The 19,531-nt window shown below is 66.7% G+C and carries 18 protein-coding genes and 1 tRNA gene; 6 read left to right on the top strand and 13 right to left on the bottom strand.

What is annotated here, in order from left to right; translation table 11 throughout:
* Position 1: 1 nt before the first annotated feature.
* Positions 2-973 carry a Bug family tripartite tricarboxylate transporter substrate binding protein gene (locus QTI45_RS15420; protein ID WP_444813280.1) on the bottom strand — a complete coding sequence of 324 codons (972 nt, stop codon included), beginning with the start codon at positions 971-973 and terminating at the stop codon, positions 2-4.
* A 157-nt stretch (positions 974-1,130) separates the two neighbouring features.
* Between QTI45_RS15420 and QTI45_RS15415 the strand changes: the two genes are divergently transcribed.
* The gene (locus QTI45_RS15415) at positions 1,131-2,060 is read left to right on the top strand and encodes a LysR family transcriptional regulator (RefSeq protein ID WP_286370671.1); all 930 of its coding nucleotides are present in this window, start codon (positions 1,131-1,133) and stop codon (positions 2,058-2,060) included.
* A gap of 39 nt (positions 2,061-2,099) precedes the next feature.
* Here QTI45_RS15415 and dctA read toward each other — a convergent pair whose 3' ends face one another.
* From dctA to QTI45_RS15375, 8 genes are all read right to left on the bottom strand, one after another.
* Entirely contained in the window at positions 2,100-3,434 is a 1,335-nt protein-coding gene (dctA, locus tag QTI45_RS15410; protein ID WP_286654987.1) for a C4-dicarboxylate transporter DctA, read from the bottom strand.
* 87 nt (positions 3,435-3,521) lie between these two features.
* Entirely contained in the window at positions 3,522-4,868 is a 1,347-nt protein-coding gene (locus tag QTI45_RS15405; RefSeq protein WP_286370673.1) for a class-II fumarase/aspartase family protein, read from the bottom strand.
* A 46-nt stretch (positions 4,869-4,914) separates the two neighbouring features.
* Positions 4,915-5,745, bottom strand: a complete 831-nt coding sequence (locus QTI45_RS15400; RefSeq protein ID WP_286654986.1) for an HpcH/HpaI aldolase/citrate lyase family protein — start codon at positions 5,743-5,745, stop codon at positions 4,915-4,917.
* 11 nt (positions 5,746-5,756) lie between these two features.
* Positions 5,757-6,947, bottom strand: coding sequence for a CaiB/BaiF CoA transferase family protein (locus tag QTI45_RS15395; RefSeq protein ID WP_286654985.1), 1,191 nt, complete (start codon positions 6,945-6,947; stop codon positions 5,757-5,759).
* A 28-nt stretch (positions 6,948-6,975) separates the two neighbouring features.
* Positions 6,976-7,836, bottom strand: coding sequence for an HTD2 family dehydratase (locus QTI45_RS15390; protein WP_286655136.1), 861 nt, complete (start codon positions 7,834-7,836; stop codon positions 6,976-6,978).
* A gap of 229 nt (positions 7,837-8,065) precedes the next feature.
* Positions 8,066-8,311, bottom strand: a complete 246-nt coding sequence (locus QTI45_RS15385) for a hypothetical protein (protein WP_286370677.1) — start codon at positions 8,309-8,311, stop codon at positions 8,066-8,068.
* Between the two features lie 149 nt (positions 8,312-8,460).
* Positions 8,461-9,711: an NAD(P)-binding domain-containing protein gene (locus QTI45_RS15380; protein WP_286654984.1), complete on the bottom strand. Its 1,251-nt coding sequence runs from the start codon at positions 9,709-9,711 to the stop codon at positions 8,461-8,463.
* Between the two features lie 195 nt (positions 9,712-9,906).
* Positions 9,907-10,848, bottom strand: a complete 942-nt coding sequence (locus tag QTI45_RS15375) for a LysR family transcriptional regulator (RefSeq protein ID WP_286370679.1) — start codon at positions 10,846-10,848, stop codon at positions 9,907-9,909.
* 146 nt (positions 10,849-10,994) lie between these two features.
* Here QTI45_RS15375 and QTI45_RS15370 point away from each other — a divergent pair, with 146 nt between their 5' ends.
* The 3 genes from QTI45_RS15370 to QTI45_RS15360 all read left to right on the top strand — a co-directional run bounded on the left by QTI45_RS15370 (position 10,995) and on the right by QTI45_RS15360 (position 14,377).
* Entirely contained in the window at positions 10,995-11,777 is a 783-nt protein-coding gene (locus QTI45_RS15370; RefSeq protein WP_286370680.1) for a gamma-glutamyl-gamma-aminobutyrate hydrolase family protein, read from the top strand.
* Between the two features lie 107 nt (positions 11,778-11,884).
* Entirely contained in the window at positions 11,885-12,982 is a 1,098-nt protein-coding gene (locus QTI45_RS15365; protein ID WP_444813159.1) for a M14 family metallopeptidase, read from the top strand.
* Between the two features lie 63 nt (positions 12,983-13,045).
* Entirely contained in the window at positions 13,046-14,377 is a 1,332-nt protein-coding gene (locus QTI45_RS15360) for an MFS transporter (RefSeq protein ID WP_286654982.1), read from the top strand.
* Positions 14,378-14,593: 216 nt separating this feature from the next.
* Here QTI45_RS15360 and QTI45_RS15355 read toward each other — a convergent pair whose 3' ends face one another.
* The 3 genes from QTI45_RS15355 to QTI45_RS15345 form a co-directional block, all read right to left on the bottom strand.
* Positions 14,594-15,826, bottom strand: coding sequence for an alpha/beta fold hydrolase (locus tag QTI45_RS15355; protein WP_286654981.1), 1,233 nt, complete (start codon positions 15,824-15,826; stop codon positions 14,594-14,596).
* Between the two features lie 112 nt (positions 15,827-15,938).
* Positions 15,939-16,023: transfer RNA gene (locus QTI45_RS15350), tRNA-Leu, on the bottom strand.
* A gap of 105 nt (positions 16,024-16,128) precedes the next feature.
* Positions 16,129-16,578 carry a VOC family protein gene (locus tag QTI45_RS15345; RefSeq protein WP_286654980.1) on the bottom strand — a complete coding sequence of 150 codons (450 nt, stop codon included), beginning with the start codon at positions 16,576-16,578 and terminating at the stop codon, positions 16,129-16,131.
* A 207-nt stretch (positions 16,579-16,785) separates the two neighbouring features.
* Here QTI45_RS15345 and pdxR point away from each other — a divergent pair, with 207 nt between their 5' ends.
* Positions 16,786-18,228, top strand: coding sequence for a MocR-like pyridoxine biosynthesis transcription factor PdxR (gene pdxR / locus QTI45_RS15340; RefSeq protein WP_286654979.1), 1,443 nt, complete (start codon positions 16,786-16,788; stop codon positions 18,226-18,228).
* An 88-nt stretch (positions 18,229-18,316) separates the two neighbouring features.
* Here the strand turns inward: pdxR and QTI45_RS15335 are convergent, their stop codons facing one another.
* Positions 18,317-19,156, bottom strand: a complete 840-nt coding sequence (locus tag QTI45_RS15335) for a fumarylacetoacetate hydrolase family protein (RefSeq protein WP_286654978.1) — start codon at positions 19,154-19,156, stop codon at positions 18,317-18,319.
* Between QTI45_RS15335 and QTI45_RS15330 the strand changes: the two genes are divergently transcribed.
* Positions 19,139-19,309 carry a hypothetical protein gene (locus QTI45_RS15330; protein ID WP_286654977.1) on the top strand — a complete coding sequence of 57 codons (171 nt, stop codon included), beginning with the start codon at positions 19,139-19,141 and terminating at the stop codon, positions 19,307-19,309. The genes QTI45_RS15335 and QTI45_RS15330 overlap by 18 nt on opposite strands.
* Positions 19,310-19,531 lie beyond the last annotated feature (222 nt).

Here is a 19,531-nt window from a genome sequence, read left to right as displayed (position 1 = left end):
CTCAGTCCGCGGTGATCTTGGCGGCCTGGACCACCTTCTTCCACTTGACCTGCTCCTGCGCAACGTAGGCGCGCATCTGGTCCGTGGACATGATCGAGACTTCGGCACCGTGGTCCTCGAGCCGCTTCACCACGCTCTTGTCGGCCAGCACTTCGTTGAGAACCTTGTTGAGCTGCTCGATGACCGGCTTGGGCGTCTTGGCTGGCGCGAAGATGCCGTACCACTGCGAAACGTCGACATCGGCGATCCCCTGCTCCTGGAGCGTCGGCACGTCCGGCATGAGCGCCGAACGCTTCGCGCCTGCGACGCCGACCGCCTTCAGCTTGCCGGCCTTGACGTACGGCATGGCCGTGAACAAGCTCGGGAACATGACCTGCGTCTGGCCCCCGAGCGTGTCGTTGATCGCGGGTGCCGATCCCTTGTAGGGCACATGCAGCATGCTGGTCCCGGTCGACAGCTTGAACATCTCGGCGGCGAAGTGGGGCGCGGTGCCATTGCCTGCAGAGGCATAGCTGGTCTTGTCCGGCGCCGCCTTGAGGATCGCCACCACCTCCTTGGCGTTGCTGGCCTTGACGGACGGATGGACCACCATCACCGTCGCGGAAGAGCCGACCATGGCGACCGGCTCGAAGTCCTTCACCGGGTCGTAGCGCAGCTTCTGCAATGCCGGGTTCATGGCATGCGTGGCGATGTAGCCCAACATGAGTGTGTAGCCGTCCGGCGCCGCACGCATCACGAACTCGCTGGCGATGGCGCCGTTGGCACCCGCCTTGTTGTCGACGATGACGGGCTGCTTGAGGATGGCCGACATTGCCTGCCCGATCACGCGGGCCATGGCGTCGTTGGCACCCCCCGCAGCGGTGGGGACGACGAGGCTGATGGATTTTTCAGGATAGGCGGCCACTGCACTGGCGCAAGCCAGGGATGCAGCCAGCGCAACGGCGCCGAGGAGGCGAATCTTCTGGATCTTCAATTTGTCTACTCCGGTGGATGTCAGGAACTTGATCGGGGCTTCTTGTCGTTTGGGCCTTGGGTGAATGGTCCGCCTTCCAAGGACTTCTGTGAATTGCATGTTTAGGATTGATTGATGCACACTGTGGATCACTGAAACAGCCCGAGGGGCGCTCGCCATGGCCATCAACTTCAATCTCAACGACCTGCAGGCATTCCGCGCGGTGGCCGAGCTGAACAGCTTTCGCAAGGCTGCAGAATCGCTGCATGTGTCGCAACCGGCCTTCAGTCGACGCATCGAGAAGCTCGAGGAAGCCCTCGGCGTGCGCCTCCTCGACCGCACGACCCGCAGGGTGAGCCTGACCTCGGTGGGACGCGATTTCGATCGCAAGGTACAGCAGCTGCTCGACGACCTGGACCACACGCTCCTGGGCATCCGCGGCGTGGCGGCCACGCGCATGGGCGAAGTGACGATCGCGTGCGTGCCCTCGACCGTCTACTACTTCCTGTCGCAGGTGATCTCGCGCTATCACGAGCGGTACCCGAAGATCCGGGTGAAGGTGTTTGATGCCAGCGCGAACGAGGTGCTGTCGGCCGTGTCGCGCGGCGAGGCCGACTTCGGACTCAACTTCGTCGGAGGCAAGGAACCCGACATCGAGTTCAAGCCCTTGCTGGAAGAACGCTTCGTCGCGGCTTGCAGGCGTGACCATCCCCTTGCGCGCAAGCGCCGAGTGAGCTGGACCGAGCTGGGGCAGTACGACTACATCTCGGTCAGCAAGGCATCGGGCAACCGGTTGCTGCTGGACCAGGCGCTCTCAGGCCTGCCCGGTCGGCCGCAGAGCATCTACGAGACGCAGCACGTCACGACGATGCTCGGCCTGGTGGAAGCAGGCCTGGGCGTGGCCGCTGTGCCCTCGATCGCCATGCCGGACTCAGACCATCCGCTGCTCGTGAGCGTTCCGCTTCACGATCCGGTGATCACCCGCAAGATTGGCCTCATACGGCGCAAGGGTCGGACCCTGTCGCCGGCTGCCCAGCAGCTCTATGCGTTCTTCTCCGAGATGAAGGCCAAGCGCGGCAAGCCGGATGGCCGCCGCGCGGTGAACTGAAATACCCCGGGGCCGGCCTTGCCCGGCCAGGTCTTGACCTCAGTGCGCTGCGCCCGTGTGTCCGAGCGGCAGTTGCGGGTCTCCCGAGCCCTCTTCGAGTTCGTGTTCGCTGTTGGCGTAGTTCGCCGCCAGTTCGCGCTGCAGCACATCGCGGTCGCAGGCGTTCTCCCAGATCGAAACCACGATGCAGGCAGTCGCGTTGCTGATGGTGCTCGTGAGCGCCCGCGCCTCGGACATGAAGCGATCGATGCCGACGATCAGCGCGACGCCGGCCACGGGCAGCTCCGGCATCACCGTGAGCGTGGCGACCAGGGCGACGAAGCCGCTGCCCGTCACCCCGGCTGCGCCCTTGGATGTCAGCAGCATGATGCCCAGCATCGACGCGATCTGAAGCCACGACAGATGGATGTCGCAGGCCTGCGCAATGAACATGGAGGCCAGCGTGAGATAGATGGCCGTGCCGTCGAGATTGAACGAGTAGCCCGTCGGAAGCACGTGACCGACCACGCCCTTCTTGCATCCGAGACGCTCGAGCTTGAGCAACAGGCGGGGCAGCACCGGCTCGCTCGAGGAGGTTCCCAACACGACGAGGAGTTCTTCCTTGATGTAGCGCATGAGCTGCCACAGCTTGAACCCATGCAGCCGGCACAGGACTCCGAGCACGACGGCCACGAAGAAGATGCAGGCGACATAGAAGGTCCCGATCAGCAGGCCCAGCGAGCCGATCGACTTGATGCCGTAGCGCCCCACGGTGAAGGCCATCGCGCCGAAGGCACCGATCGGCGCGAGCCGCATGATGATGCCGAAGGCCGCGAAGAGCATGTGCGAAAAGCCCTCGATGCCCTCGAGCACCGGCCTGGCGGCAGCGCCGATCTTCGTCAGGCCGAATCCGCAGAGCACCGCGAGCAGCAGCACGGGCAAGACCTCGCCCTCGGCGAAAGCCCCGACGAAGGCGTTCGGGATGATGTGCATCACGAAGTCGGTGAATCCGTGGATGTGCACCTGATTCGCGAAGCTCGTCGCGACGGAGGCATCGAGGTTCTTCGGATCGATGTGCATGCCGACGCCCGGCTGCATGAGGAAGACGGTCGCCAGCCCGGTGAGGAGAGCGAGAATCGTCAGGGCGTAGAAGAGGCCCATCGCCTTGAGCAGCGTCTTGCCGATCTCCTTCGAATCGCCAAGCGACGTGATGCCGCTCACGATGGTGCAGAACACCACCGGTGCGATCATCATCTTGACCAGCTTGACGAAGCCGTCTCCGAGCGGCTTGAGCGCGGCACCGAACTCGGGCCAGTAGTGGCCGACGGTGATGCCGAGGGTCAGGCCGATCAGGACCTGCACATAGAGCAGCTTGAGTAACTTGCGGATGTTCACGACGTTGTCTCCGGTTGAGAGGCGCACAGGTGCGTACCGGTCTGCGCCGGTTCGGTCGATGACGAGAGGGGCGAGGCCCGGCCGGACTCAGCGTCGGGCGTCCAGCACGCGGTCCACCATGACGCCGGCCTGCCCCAGGTTGTTGGCCGGATCGCACATCGCGTCGAGCTGTGCCCGGGTCACATGCTTGTTGATCTCCGGATGGTCGACGAGGATCTCGACCAGCGGCCGGTTGTCGGCCAGCGCCTGGCGGCACAGGTCGTAGACCAGATCGTGCGCGTACTCGCGGCCGATGTACGGGCCGAGGCCCATCATCACGGCTTCGGACATCACGAGGCCGTTCGTGATGTCGATGTTGGCGCGCATGCGCGTCGCGTCGACCTCGAGGCCCTTGAGGATGAACTTCGTCTGCTTGAGCGCGCCCGACATCAGGCAGAAGATCTCGGGCAGCGACACCCACTCGATCTCCCAAGGGCCGGTCGAGCGTTCGTGGTCGGCCACCATCGCGTCCATCAGCGCGGCGGCATGTTGGCGCGCCACCGAGATGTTGGCGTGGATGTAAAGGCAGGAGATCGGGTTGCGCTTCTGGGGCATGGTCGAGGACGAGCCCCGTCCGGGCGCGAAAGGCTCGAACACCTCGGCGACCTCCGTCTGCATCATCAGCTTCACGTCCATGGCGATCTTGCCGAGCGAGCCGCCGACCAGGCCGAGGAAGGCGCCGACCTCGGCAATGGTGTCGCGTACCGTATGCCACGAGATCAGCGGCTGCGCCAGGCCGAGTTCCTTCATCAATCCGGCCTGGGTTTCCATCGCGCCCTTCTCGATCGAAGACAGGGTGCCCGACGCACCGCCGAATTCGCCCATCAGCACGCGCGGCTTGAGCTGCTGCAGCCGCTCGCGGTGGCGGTCGATGCCGGCGAGGATGCTCGCCATCTTGTAGCCGAAGGTGATCGGCGTGGCCTGCTGCAGGTTGGAGCGACCGATCACCGGCGTATCGCGGTACTTCTTCGCGAGGGCCGCCAGCGCATCGCCGATCTCGTCGAGGTCCTGTTCGACCAGTGCGAGGCCTTCGCGCATCTGCAGGACGGCAGCGGTGTCGGTGATGTCCTGCGTGGTGGCGCCCCAGTGGCAGTACTCACCGAGCTTGTCACGGCAATTCGCGTTGATCTGGTTGACCACCGCGATGATCGGGTAGCCGATCTGTTCTGTCTTGGCCTTCAGCTTGGCCCAGTCGATCTGCGACAGCTTGCAGTTCTTGACGATCTCGTCGGCCGCTTCCCTGGGGATGATGCCGAGCTCGCCCTGCACTTTTGCAAGCGCGCGCTCGATGTCGAGGTACTTCGCGGTGCGGTTCTCGTCGGACCAGACGTCGCGCATGCGCGCATCGCTGAACATGTCGCCGAAGATGCGGGAGTCGATGATGGTGGAGGCCATGATGTGATGTCTCTTTCTGCGTGGATGTGTAGTTGGAGGGAGTCGGTCAGCTGCGGGCCATGTCGAGCGTGCGCTGCGCCTGCAGCACCACGGGCCGGTCGACCATGCGTCCGTCGAGGCGGGCGGCGCCGGGTGAAGCCTTGTCGGCAACCAGGACGCGCCTGGCCCATTCCAGCGCCTCGACGCTGGGATGCAGAGCCGCATGGATGGGCTGCACCTGGCGCGGATGGATGCAGAGCTTGGCACCGAAGCCCAGTTTTCGCGCGTCGGCAAGATCGGCCAGCAGGCGGGCTTCGTCGTCGAGTTGCGGCGTGACGCCCGCCACTGGCGGCGCCAGGCCGGCCAGGCGGGAGGTGATCGCGATCCGGCTCGCGGCATAGGCGAGGCCGCTGGCATCGGTCGCGATGTCGATGTCCAGGTCGAGTGCGAAATCGAGCGTTCCGAACACCAGGCGCTGCACGCCGGCGGCAGCGATGCGATCGACGTCGGCGACGCCGCGCGCACTTTCGATGAGCGCCAGCACGGCCGCATCCGGCAACACGGCCCTCGTCTGCGCAATTTGCGCGGCCGACTCGGCCTTGGGCAGCAACACACTGGCCCCGGGCACATCGCGCACCGCTGCCAGATCGGCGGCGTACCAGGGCGAGCCGGCGTCGTTGATGCGGATGACGGTGCGCGCCCGCTCCGCGGGCGTGGCTTGCTGCAACCACGCGGCAACGGCGTTGCGTGCCGTTGCCTTGTCCTCGAGGGCGACGGCGTCTTCGAGATCGAGCACCACCCTGTCGGCGCCGCTGGCCAAGGCCTTGGCGAAGCGCTCCGGGCGGGTTCCGGGCACGAAGAGGTAGGTGCGGGCAGGAGGCAACGGATCGGCGTGCATGACAGGCAATCTCAGACGGCTTTGGATGTGTGCAGGCCTGCGATCTCGGCCGCGCTGTAGCCCAGCTCGGCCAGGATCGTGTCGGTGTGCTCGCCCAGCGCGGGCACCGGGTCCATGCGGGGGCCGGTGTCCCAGGTGCCCGGCGGCAGCATGGCGGGCACGGGGCCCGCGGCGGTGCCGACTTCGGTCCAGCGGCCTCGCGCTTCGAGTTGCGGATGCGCCCAGACATCCTTCATCGTGTTGACCTGCGCATTGGCGATCTGCGCGAGTTCAAGGCGTTCGACGACCTGCGTGCCGGTCAACGGATTGAAGGCGTCCACGATGATCTGGCGCAGGGCCGCCCGCTCCTCGACGCGCTTGAAGTTCGCGGTGAAGCGCGGGTCCGTGGCCAGCTCGGGCTGCTGGAGCACCTTCTCGCAGAAGCTGACCCATTCCCGCTCGTTCTGCAGCCCCAGCATCACGGTCGTGCCGTCGCCGGCCGGGAACGGTCCGTAGGGGTAGATGGTCGCGTGGCTGGCGCCGGTGCGCGGCGGCGGCGCCGCGTCTTCGAAGGCGTAGTACAGCGGATAGCTGGTCCATTCGGCGAGCGACTCCAGCATCGAGATGTCGATGCGCTGGCCCTTGCCGGTCTGGGCGCGCTGCAACAGTGCCGCGAGGATGCTGCTGTAGGCGTACATGCCGGCAGCGATGTCGGCGATCGAGGGCCCGGCCTTGCAGGGCTCGTCTGGGGTTCCAGTGACGGAAACGAAGCCTGCCTCGCTCTGGATCAACAGGTCGTAGGCCTTCTTGTCGCGGTAAGGACCGGGGTGCTGCGGGTCGTCGCCATAGCCCGATATGTCGCAGACGATCAGGCCCGGCTTCCGGCTCGACAGCGTCTCGTATCCGAGGCCGAGTCGCGTCGCGGCGCCTGGGGCCAGGTTCTGCACGACAACATCGGCCTTCTCCATGACCAGCCGCTCGAGGATCCGCGCAGCGTCGGGATGCTTGACGTCGAGCGTCAGGCTTTCCTTCGAGCGGTTGGTCCAGACGAAGTGGGACGCCAGTCCGCGAACGCGTTCGTCGTAGCCCCGAGCGAAGTCACCGGAACCGGGGCGCTCGATCTTGATGACCCGGGCGCCGAGGTCGGCCAGCTGGCGGGTGGCGAAGGGAGCGGCGATCGCATGCTCCAGGGTGACGACGGTGATGCCCTTGAGTGGCTGCATGGGGGTGGTCTCTCGATGTGTGGTGAATTCAGCGCAGCACGGCGGTGGCGTCCATCGTCAGCCAGCCTTCGTGGTCCGACGCCCAGAGCCGGATCGTCTTGCCGTCCCCCTGGGGCTGGCCGCTGACATGAAACGCGTTCAGGTCGAAGGTCGGGCGCACGGCCTTGAAGCGGAAGCTCGCCACGTCGGCATCGGGCATCTGGCGACGCAGAAGGTCCATCAGCAGGGTTGCAATCAAGGGGCCGTGCACGATCAAGCCCGGATAGCCCTCGACCTGGGTGACGTACTGACGGTCGTAGTGGATGCGGTGGCCGTTGAAGGTCAGCGCCGAATACCGAAAAAGCAGCACATCGTCCGGCACGATCTGGCGCCGCCAGGCGGCTTCGGCGGGTGCGGCCTGCGGCGGCGGCACGACGTCGTCCGGGCGCTGCGCTTCGCGATAGACGATGTCGTGAAACTCCACCAGCGCCGACTCGGCCGCGCCGTTGCACCGCAGCTCATGACGCACCTTCACGAAGACCAGCTTTCCGGTGCGACCCTCCTTGATCGCGACGTCGTCGATGGTCGAGGTTCGCGCCACGCGGTCGCCGACGCGGATCGGGCTGCGGAACTCGAACTGGCTGCCGGCCCACATGCGTCGGGGCAGCGGCACGGGGGGGAGAAAGCCGCCCCGCCTGGCATGACCGTCCGCACCGATCTCGCTCTGGCGATGCATCGGCAGGAAGTAGAGCCAGTGCCACAGAGGGGGAAGAAGAGTCCCGGCGTCGACGGGCGTTGCGGGATGGTCGAGGGTTGCCGTCAGTGCCACCACCGGTGTGGAATTGATGGCGTCGTCGACGGTCTCGCTGCGTCCGATCCAGGATTGCAGCTGATCTGGCTGTGCGCTCACTGTTGTCTCCTTGGCTGCTGCACCAACTGGCAGCAGTTCTGGGAGCAAGTTTGCGACGCAGCCTAGGCAAAGGGAATTGCAACGTTTCGTGCTATTGATGCACGGAACGCATTATTCTGAAGTCTCGAGAGTGCGCTGAGAGGAGTCCTGTGCTCCGTCGTACTCCTATGCAGCGGAAGCGGGCCTCACTCTCTCAAAGAATCGGATATCTGCGGCCCATTCTTCGCCGTCATGGGAAGGGCAAGTCCAAACCGAGCATCCTGCCAAGCCCGATGGTCAGGAGCAGGAGGCCCAGGATCGACAGCGCGAAGACTGCGGCCACCTTGCCGCCCGCGCGTAGCACCGCGCCGCGTTCCTCCTTCTGCTTTCCCTTCTCCTTCTTTCCTCGTTCGTAATGCCACTTGATGGCCAGGAACATGCACGTGCCGAACACGAGAACCTTGAACGTAACGAAGACTATAGGTACCCATTCCATTGTTTCGACCGCTTTGCGTGTGACCGATAGTCTCGCGATAGACGTCTGGTATGCATAGGTTCAGAATCCGCGAATTTCACCATATCAGACGACCTGTGCCCGCACTTTTGCGACAGAGCCAGGCACATCGCGCCTCCATGCCAGCTCGATCAGTTCCTCCTTCGTGAAACGATATGCGCTGCCAGGTAGGCCGCGTCCTCGTCCGCACCGAAAAGGAAGGCCGACTTCCATTTGTGCAGCCAAGGAAGGCCCAGGAAGTACAGACCGGCTTCGGGGGTCACTCCGCGCTCGTGCACATGTGTCCTCTTCGATCCGGGTGACTGGCCGAAGACGGGAAGGTCGATCCAACTGAACTCCGTCTGCGCGCCAACGGCCCAGATCACCGACCTGATGCCCTCGCGGACGAGATCGACGGTACGGATGGGCTTCTGAAGCTCCGGTGGCTCCGGCTTCGGTTCAGGGGACGGATCCGGCGGAGGCAGATCCAGTTGCTGCACGCGAGCCGCGTCGTCGCATCGACGCGTAAATGCAGTCAGCGATTCGTCGCCGTGAGCCATGCTGGAGGCCAGATCGTCGGCGATGGCGATCCTGCCATTCTCGGCGGCCTGTACGCGGCCGATCAGCACGATCCCTTCGGCCGCGAGCCGGCGCAGGTCGATGTCATACCCGCCATTCACACCGGTCATCAAACGAGACAGGCGAGCGCCCTTCCACTCGCCGAGCGTTGCATCGGCGGAGCCCGTTGCGATCAGCCACCATATGCAATCCTTCCCGCGATAGCGACGCCGGATCCGCTCATGCGAGCTGACGGACAGGAACACACGCCGTCCGGCGCAGCACAGTTCCTCGGCAATCTGAACGCCGGAGTTCCCGCTGCCGACCACGAGTACAGCGCCGGCAGGCAGCTGCATGGGATTGCGGTACTGGGTTGAATGAAGCTCGAACACGCCCCCGCCAAGCGGAGGTGTCGCACGCGGCACCTGATAGGGGCCCGTAGCCACGATGACATTGCGCGCCACATAGAGGGTGCCGTCGGTCTGCACTTGCAGCTCGCTCGACCCTGGCCTGCGTGTGAGCGAGAGCGCCGCGCACCGGGTGCGCACGGGGGCGCGAATGTTGGCTGCATAGCGTTCGATGTAGCCGGTTACCTCGCACAGAGGCGAAAAGGCATCAGGATCGGCTTGTGGATCGGCTGTCATCCGGGGCCAACCCGGAAGGTTCATGTTCCAGTTGGGAGACTGGAAGTGCAATGAATCCCAGCGCTCGCTGCGCCAACGCTCTGCAAGTTCTCCACGCTCGAGCACGACGTGCTCACCGCCCAGGCGCCCCAGGTGGTAGCTCATGGCCAATCCCGCCTGACCGCCGCCAATCACGATGGTTTCGATGCGCTCAGTAGACATGCCGTGCTCCGCGGACTTGGTTCGACCAAAGGAAGGTACTCCCGAGCGGCTGCCTCACGGGAGCACAAGAGCGCCTCTGCACCGAACGAAACACTGTACATCGCGATTTCCTCCTGCGCGAGCCGGAAGATTCGAATGGCAGCTATCCAATAGAGGCCGGAATGAACTTCGGACCCCGCGCGGCGCCACGCTTGTTCAGCGGGCAGCCCCGCCAGCCGACGCCGCCTCGGCCTCCAGCCCGACCAGATACTGCCGCACGAAATCGAAGGCCCGCGCCGCCGCCGGCGCCAGCGTGCGGCCGGCGCGCTGCACGATGCCCAGCACCAGTTCGGCATCCAGCACCGGCTGTACATCCAGCGCAATCACGCTGCCGGCGCGCAGTTCCTCCAGCATCGTCAGCTCGATCGCCGGCATCACGGCGTCGGTCGCCAACATGACCTGGCTCACCGTGCCGCCGTCGGCGCACTGCAGCGTGAATCGGTCCAGCATCGAGCCGGTCAGGCCGTAGCGGCGCAGGAAGCGGCGCTCGTCCTCCGGCCCGATGAAGCCGGGTGCGATCAGCGGATGGCGCAGCACGTCGTCGATCGTCAGTGCGCGCCGTCCCTCCAGCGGGTGGCCCTGGCGTGCGAACCAGCCGAAGCGGCAGGTGTACAGCGGCTCGACCTGCAGCTCGCTGTCGGTGTCGGCGGCACGCACGTCGCCGACGAAGAAGTCCAGCGTCTCGTTGCGCAGCGCGTCGAGCAGGCGGTCGGTGGTCTCGATCAGCGTGCGCAGCCTCAGCCCCGGTGCACCCGCCATCAGCTCGACCAGCAGCCGCCCGAGCAGGCCCCGCGCCAGCGCCGAGCCCATGCCCAGCGCCAGCGAACCGGCGCGGCCGGAGTGCATCAGTGACAGCTCGCGCGCGCCTTCGGCCTCCTCGAACACGATGCGGCGCGCGCGGGCGAGGTAGGCCTGCGCGAACGGCGTAGGCACCAGGCGGCGCTCGAGGCGGTCGAACAAAGGCGCGCGCAACTCGTCCTCCAATGCCCGCAGGCTGCGCGACAGCGCCGGCTGGCTCAGGTGGACCCGGTCCGCGGCCGCGCTGACCGAGCCCGTCTCGATGACTGCGAGCAGATGGCGCAACTGGCGGGTGTTCATCGCGTGTGGCTGGAGGGTGAAGGGTCCGACATCATGCAATAACTGCAGGATAGAGACAACTTAAATGCACTTTACGCATTTAACCCCGCTCCCTACATTCGCGGCATCGGCATCGCGGAGATGCCTGAACCCAACAAGGCCGCTCGATGAACTTGCACGTACCCACCGCCGTCCGCCCCGTCGTCGCGATCACTTCCGACCGGGGTGAATTCCACGGCCACGCGATCCACCAGGCGTTCGACAGCTACCTGCGCGCGGTGCACCAGGCCGCCGGCGCCCTGCCGCTGCTGCTGCCGGCCGCCGGCGCGGCGATCGACGCCGCCTCGCTGATCGCCGCGGTCGACGGCGTGGTGCTGACCGGCGGGCCGACCAACGTGCAGGCCCAGCGCTACGGCGCCGAACCGCTGCCGCCGACCACGCTGACCGACCCCGACCGCGACGACACCGTGCTGCCGCTCTTGCCGGCGCTGGTGGCCGCCGGCGTGCCGGTGCTTGCGGTGTGCCGCGGCTTCCAGGAATTCAACGTCGCGTTCGGCGGCACGCTGGAGCGCGCGGTGCATGCGCAAGCAGGCCGGCTGGACCATCGCGAAGGCGACCACGCCCGCCCGGTCGAACGCTGGTACGACGATGCGCACGAGGTCGCGCTCACGTCCGGCGGCCTGCTGGCGAAGCTGGCCGGTGCGACGCACGCGACGGTGAACTCGCTGCATCACCAGGGCGTCGACCGGCTGGCACCGGGCCTGCGCGTCGAGGCAGTGGCGCCGGACGGCCTGGTCGAGGCCTTCACGGTCGCCGACGCCCCCGGCTTCACGCTCGCGGTGCAGTGGCACCCGGAGATGCGCGTCGGCAACAGCCCGTTGGCGCACGCGATCTTCGCCGCCTTCGGCGAGGCCTGCCGCGCGCGCCGTGCACGGCGTCTGGCCGCCTGATACCTGAATCCTGATCCACCGACTCCCATTCACCTCTTCACCCCATGAACGCATTCGCCACGCTGACGCCCAGCGGCCCTCCCCCCGAGTCCCAAGCGCCGGCCGACATCGCCGATGCAGCCGCCCTGTTCTCCTCCAGCTACGCGCAGGCGCGGCAGCGATTCCGCGATGCCGCCTGCCGGCGCGACCTGGTCGTCGAATCGACCGTGCTGGACCTGGCCGGCGCCGACGGAGAGGAACTCGCGATCGATGTCGTGCGCGACGGCCCTGCCGATGCGGCGCGGCTGCTGATCGTGATCAGCGGCGTGCACGGCGTGGAGGGCTACTGCGGCTCCGCGGTGCAGACCGGCCTGCTGGAACTGGGCCCGCCCGAGAGCGCCGCCGGCAAGCGGGTGCGCGACACAGCGGTGCTGTACATCCACGCGGTCAACCCCTGGGGCTTCTCGCACTCGCGCCGCGTGACCCAGGAGAACGTGGATCTGAACCGCAACTGCATCGACTTCGACGCGCCGCTGCCCGTCAACGCCGCGTATGGCGAGATTCACGACCTGCTGCTGCCCGAGACCTGGCCGCCGACCCCGGCCGACGCGGCGGCGCTGGCGGCGTACGCCGAGCGCGTCGGGCCCAAGGGCATGCAGCGCGCGGTGTCGCTGGGCCAGTACACGTACGCCGACGGCATGTTCTTCGGCGGCCAGGCGCCGACCTGGAGCAACCGCGCGCTGCGCGCGATCCTGCGCCGCCACGGCCGCGAGTGCCGGCAGATCGGCTCGATCGACATCCACACCGGACTGGGCCCGTACGGGCACGGCGAGCGCATCTTCGCGTCGCCCGATCAGGACGCGAACATCCTCGAGCGCGCGCAGCGCTGGTGGGGCGAACTGACCTCGGTGCACACCGGCACTTCGTCCAGCGTGCCGATGACCGGGCCGGTGCAGTTCGCGCAGTTCGACGAATGCCCGCAGGCCCAGCACACCAACATCTGCCTGGAGTTCGGCACCTGGCCGGCCGAGCAGGTACAGCAGGCGCTGCGCGCCGAGCATTGGAGCTGGCGGCGCGGAGCCGACGCCAACCGCACCGCCGCCGCGCGCGCCGCGCTGAAGGCCGCGTTCTATCCCGATGCCGCCGACTGGAAGGCAGCCATCTGGCGCCAGGGCCGCGAGGCCTTCGTCCAGGCGCTGATCGGCCTGCAGCGCGTGCCGGTCTGACGCCACCGCACGGCGTCCCTTTTGTCCTCTCGACCCGACCACTCACTTACCGGAGCCCCCGCCATGACCACCTCGACCGCCGGCTCGGCCGTCAGTTTCGTTCCCCCGGCGCCGCCGCGCGCCGACACTACGCCGATGCAGCCCACGATCTCGCGCAAGGCGGTCGCCGCCGCGATCGCCGGCAACGCACTGGAGTTCTACGACTTCGTGCTCTACGCGTATTTCGCGATCTACATCGGCCAGACCTTCTTCCCGGTCGCCGGCGAGTTCGGCTCGCTGCTGGCATCGGTGGCCACCTTCGGCGTCGGCTTCTTCACCCGCCCGCTGGGCAGCGTGCTGATCGGCGCCTTCGCCGACCGCGTCGGGCGCAAGCCGGCGCTGATCCTGACCGTGGTGCTGATCACGCTGGGCACGCTGGGCATCGCGGCAACGCCCGGCTACGCGACGATCGGCATCGCCGCGCCGATCATCGTCGTCGTCTGCCGCCTGCTGCAGGGGCTGGCCCTGGGCGGCGAGGTCGGCCCCGCGACCGCGCTGCTGCTGGAGATGGCGCCGCCCGGAAAGCGCGCCTTCTACACCAGCTGGCAGCTCGCCAGCCAGGGCTTGGCGGTCGCGGTCGGCGGGCTGTTCGGCGTGATCGTCTCCAGCTCGCTGTCGCCGCAGGATCTCGCCTCATGGGGCTGGCGGCTGCCGTTCCTGTTCAGCCTGGTGCTGGTCCCGATCGCGGTCTACATCCGCCGCAGCCTGCCCGAGACGCTGGGCCACAACGAAGGCGCGTCCACCGCGCAGATCGTGGGCAAGGTCTTCGGCCAGCAGCGGCGCTGGGTCGTGCTGGGCGTGCTGATGATGATGGCCACCGTGGTGTCCAGCCAGTTCGGCAACTTCATGGCCACCTATGCGATCAAGGCGCTGAAGCTGCCGCCAGCGGTCGCGCAGAGCTCGGTGCTGCTGGCCGGCCTGCTGACCTTCGGCGGCGCGCTGTTCGCCGGCTGGCTGTGCGACCGCCATGGCCGCAAGGCGCTGATGCTGCTGCCGCGCGTGGCGCTGGCGCTGGCGATCGTGCCGATGCTCGTCTGGCTGCATAGCGCGCCCACCGCCGGCACGCTGTTCGTGGTCGTCGGCATTCTGGCCCTGCTGACCGCGATGAGCGGTGCCGCCAGCCTGGTCGTCGTGCCGGAACTGATCCCGATCGCCATCCGCAGCACGACGCTGTCGCTGGTCTACGCGATCGCGGCCACGGTGTTCGGCGGCACGACGCAACTGGTCGTCACCTGGCTGATGGCGGTCACCGGAGACCCGGTCTCGCCGGCCTGGTACATCGTCGCCACCAGCGTGATCAGCCTGATCGCGATGGCGATGCTGCCCGAGACGCGCGACGTCGACGTGACGAAGTGATGCGACGCGCCGGCGGCTTGCAGCCGGCGGTCTTCGGGGGGAAGAGAGAGTTGGCTTCGCGCATTTGCTCGAGCGCCACGGGTTCACGACGGACCGGTAGGCAGCGCAGCAGACGTCCACCCCCAAACGAGGTCAGAGAGATCATGGCGGGCCACGAGCGCCAGCGTCGCTCGACCATCTCGACGATCGATGTCCGAGAAGGCCACGTTCATCGGTTCACGCCCGGCCGCGGACCATGTCGAGCAGACAACCCACGATGCGCTCGCCATCGGCCCGCAGGCCGTTGTGGGCGTACTCGTTGGTAACCCAGGCCCGCAGCCCACGAACGCCACGGGCCGTCTCCTCGGCAAATGATCGCTCCACGTAGACATCGTCGACGTACACGGTCGCTGCCACTGGGACCTCATTGCGGGCGAGGCGGTCAGCGTCGTACAGGCGCGGCCATGGATGCTGGGCCAGAAGCTGCGCCACCTCGCGGTGCCCGCGCAAGCCCGCGTAGTCGTCCCACATCCAAGGGAAGACGTGCTCTGCGCCGAGAAGGTCGCCGGTCATCGCCTCCTCGGGCGCGAGCCGGTGTGCCGACCAGCGAGTGGCACCCCCGTCGGCGTACGAGGACTCATGGAGCGTCGCGTAGATCGGATTGCGCTCCCAGGATGACGCCATCTGCGCGTCGACCATGAATGCGGCCGAGCCGAAGGGCAGCTCGAGCAGGTGGTGCAGCCGTTCGAACCCGGCGCTGTCGCCGAGCCACATGCCGGTCTGGCGAAACCGACGCGATGTGAGGCGGTCGCCGTTGGGCAAGCGGACATCTGCCTCGTCGAGCCGGCGCAGGATCGTCCGCAAACGATCGAGGTCTCCTGGGTATCGCGCGTGATAGCGCTGGTTCGCTTCGCGCACGCGCGCCCACGTCGCCGCGTAGACCTCGTCGACCGGCCGATTCGTGATCGGCGCGAGGCCGCCGGTGATCAATACCTCCCGCAGGCCCTCGGGCGCCAGCGACAGATAGGTGAGCGAGGTGAATCCCCCGAAGCTCTGACCGAGCAGACTCCAGCGCTCGACGCCGAGTTCAGCACGGATCAGTTCGAGGTCGCGCACGATCGAGTCGGCGCGGAAATGCGTGAGGTACTCGGCCTGATCGGCAGGCGCCGCGCCTGGAATGACTGGCCCGACGGGCGTGGAGCGCCCTGTGCCCCGCTGGTCAAGCAGCAGGACCCGGAAGTCCGCAAGGGCACGCGCCATCCACCCTGAGGGCGGGCTCGTCGGGCGGGCGGCCTCGAAACCTGGACCGCCCTGCAGGAACACGAGATAGGGGCGATCAAGACCGTCTGGGGCAGCAAGCTCGCGCGTGAACACGCTGATCGTGCCACGCAGCGGGTCGCCGTGAACCAACGGAACCGAGTGCTCGCGCTCGGTCAAAACTGCCCCGGGCATGCGGTAGGTCGTACTCATGGCTCGCATTAGAACCCGAACGTACGCCCGCTTCTCAGCCATGCGCTCTTCATCTGCCAGCTGCAAAAAACAAAGCCGGCCAACGCGATGTTGATCGGCTTCATCAGTGCTCTGGTGCCCAGGAAGGGACTCGAACCCCCACGATGTTACTCGCTAGTACCTGAAACTAGTGCGTCTACCAATTCCGCCACCTGGGCATTTCAGGAAGCGGTGGATTCTATATCGACCAGCAAGCGCGTCTTTATGGCTTCCGCGGCGTCGAAACCCGAATGTTGGTGATGCACGCCTCGAACGTCTTGTGCTCATTCGAATGCAATGGACTCCCCATTGACACCCCAGCACACGCCGAAGCGATCAGTGAGCATGCCGAAGGTCTTGGCCCAGAACGCCGGCGCCAGTGGCATCGTCACCTGACCGCCCTGCGACAGCGCGTGGAAGGCACCGTGCGCCTGGTCGACGGTGTCGTACTGGAGGGCCAGCATTGCGCCCTTCACGCCGTCGTACGGCATGCCGGGCGGCACGTCTCCGGCGAACAGCTTCGCGCCACCGGGCAGCGCCAGGCAGGCGTGCATGATGCTGGTGCCGGTGGGGCGCGGGCCGTCGCCGCAGCCGTCGGCGCCCGCGGGTGATGCGGGCATGTCGTCGTAGCTCATCATCGCTTCGATCTTGGCGCCGAGCGCCTTCTCGTAAAAGGCGAAGACCTCGCGGGTGTTGCCGTCAAAGCTCAAGTAGGGGGTCAGGGTCGTGGACATGGTGTGCTCCCGGGGTGGGCCGACATGGCCCGTCGAATGGCACCAAGATTACGCGTTCGGGCCGACGAATCAAGTACCAATCCACGCCGACGCTTCGGTGCCAATTGATGGGGGCGAACGGCCGGGTCAAGCTGGCGCTGAAGTGGCCCCATCGGCCTGCCACATTGGTATGCTGGGCAGCACCAGTTCGAAAAGCGTCTCGGAACCATGTTCTTGCAGTTCGATGGCAATGGCGTGCTCTACGCGCAGCTGGCGCGGGCACTCAAGCGTGCAATCCTTCATGGCCAGCTGAAGGCGGGTGCAGCACTGCCGGCGACGCGCGTGCTGGCCGCGGAGTTGGGGCTGTCGCGCAATACCGTGCTCACAGCCTACGAGATGCTGTGTGCTGAGCAGTTGACGGTGGCCAGGGTCGGGTCCGGCACCTTTGTGGCGACCCCGGCGGTCTTGGGTGACAGGCCGTCGATCGAGGCGCAGGTTCCGGCCCAGACACGCTACGCCGCCCGCTTGCGGGCCTTGCCGCCGCTGACGATTCGCCGCGTCGCTCATCGCCTGCGCTATGACCTGCACTACGGCGAGCCCTTGATCGACCCGCCACTGGTCACCGCATGGCGGCGCGAGCTGTCGCAGGCGGTGGGCGCAAGGGATTGGGGTTACCCGCCAAGCATTGGCCTGCGGGTGCTGCGTCAGGCCATCAGCGAGTATCTCGCACGGCGGCGCGGTGTCGTGTGCGACGCCGACGACGTGGTGATTGTCAGCGGCACGCAGCAGGCAGTCTCTCTGCTCGCCCGGGTGTTGATCGACGAAGGGTCGGTCGTCGCGATCGAGGATCCCGGGTACGAACTCGCATCGCGCGCGTTGCAGGCTCATGGCGCGCGCCTGCTGCCGGTCAAGGTCGACGCCGAAGGCTTGCGGGTGGAGGTCCTGCCGCGGGGAAGCAGCGTCCGCATGGTCCTGGTGACGCCGTCGCACCAATTCCCATCCGGCGCCGTGATGTCACTGGCGCGGCGAACAGCCTTGCTCGAATACGCTGCTCAACGCGGCTGCTGGGTGGTCGAAGACGACTACGACAGCGAGTTCCGTCATGACGGTGTCGCCATCCCTGCACTTCGATCGATCGATGTCCACGACCGGGTGATCTACGTCGGCAGCTTCTCGAAGGTGCTTTTCCCGGGGCTGCGCCTTGGCTATGTGGTCTGCCCAAGAGGCGTGCGCGATGATCTCGTCGCCGCCAAGCTGCACGACGACTTGGGTTGCGGCAGCATCGAGCAGGAAGCACTGGCCGAGCTGATGCAAAGCGGCGCCTTCGATCGTCATTTGCGGCATGCTTCGGCGGAATTGCGCCGCCGCCGCGCGACCTTGCTGGATGGTCTGCGCGAGCATTGCAGCAAGCATCTGGTGGTCAACGACTCACGCGCCGGCATGCATGTGGTGGGTTGGCTGCCGGGCTGGACTTCGCGCCAGCTCGAAGCGCTGGCCGCACACGCAGCGGAGCGCGGTTTGGGGCTGCATCCGATCGCACCACACTATCGGCGTCAACCCGCACCGCAGGGCCTGCTCCTGGGGTACGCCGCACTGTCCGCCAAACAGTTGCGCGCAGCGACGGCTCTGCTGGGGGAGTGCCTGGGCAAGATTGCGGACCAAACAGCATAGCGGCGCTCGGGGTGGTCGAGACCGGAGGGCCCGAGATCAGCCGCGGCCTCGCGGAAGGCCGCAGCGTTCCCGCCGCAGCCGATCGGTCTCAGCGAACCTGCTGGCGCTGCGTGCCCAGCGGACCCGCGCTCAAGGTCATGACGTCGCCGCGACGCAGGAAGACCGGATTCGGCTTCATGCCGAGGCCGACTCCTTCAGGCGTGCCCGTGATCACGACGTCGCCCGGCAACAGGGTCATGAACTGGCTCAGGTAGGAAACGATCTCGGCCACCGGAAAGATCATGTCGGCCGTGTTGCTCTTCTGCCGCGTCTCGCCGTTGACTGCGAGTTCGAGCGGGATCGATTGCGGATCGGGCAGTTCGTCTCGCGTGACCAGCCAGGGGCCGATCGGGCCGAAGCCGTCGAAGCTCTTGCCCTTGCCCCACTGGCCGCCGCGCTTGATCTGCCAGTCGCGCTCGGAGACATCGTTGGCCAGGCAGTAGCCGGCCACGTGCCCGAGCGCATCGGCCACGGACACCTTCTTCGCCTGCGTGCCGATGACGAAGCCGAGTTCGATCTCCCAGTCGCCGGCTTCCGAGCCTTCGGGCAATTGGACGTCGTCGTCCGGGCCGGCCAGCGAGGTCAGCGCCTTCGTGAAGACGACCGGTTCCTGCGGCACTTCAAGCCCGGCTTCGGCGGCGTGCTTGCGGTAGTTGAGGCCGATGGCGACGAACTGGCGCACGCCGGCGACCGGAGCGCCCAGGCGCGTGCCCTCAGGCACCCGCGGCATCTTCGACAGGTCGATCGCGGCCAGCGCAACGAGCTTCTCGGGCGACAGCCACTCGGGCGTGAAGTCGGGCACCAGCAGCGACAGGTCGCGCGCGCGGCCGTCCGCATCCAGCGCTCCAGGTTTTTCTGCCCCGATGGGGCCATGGCGCAGCAGTTTCATATCTGGTTTCTCTTTCGCGAAGTTGAAGGAATGTCCTGGTTCGGCAGCTCGCGGCTGCCGTCAGGGGGCCAGGCGCCGCAGCGCCAGCGTGGCATTGGCCTGCGCTTCGATCTCGAGCATCCGCCGGAATGCGGGGAGCTCGGCAAGCCGTGAGCGAAGCCCGGCCAAGGTCGGGAAGGGTGAGAAGTCGAAGCCGGCGGATGCCGCCACGGACACGGCCCAGTTGAGGTACACATCCACCAGCGACCATTGGTCGAACCACCAGCCGGTCTCGGCAATGCGGGCCTCTGCGAAGCCGAAGGACTTGATGGCCAGCGCGCTCGACCTGCGCCGGACGCCTTCCGGATCGCCTTCGGTGATGCGAGCTGGATTGGC

It is taken from the genome of Variovorax saccharolyticus (genome assembly GCF_030316765.1).
Classification (GTDB): domain Bacteria; phylum Pseudomonadota; class Gammaproteobacteria; order Burkholderiales; family Burkholderiaceae_C; genus Variovorax; species Variovorax saccharolyticus.
Note: the sequence above shows the minus strand (reverse complement) of the source record. Positions and strands in the feature narration are given on the sequence as shown.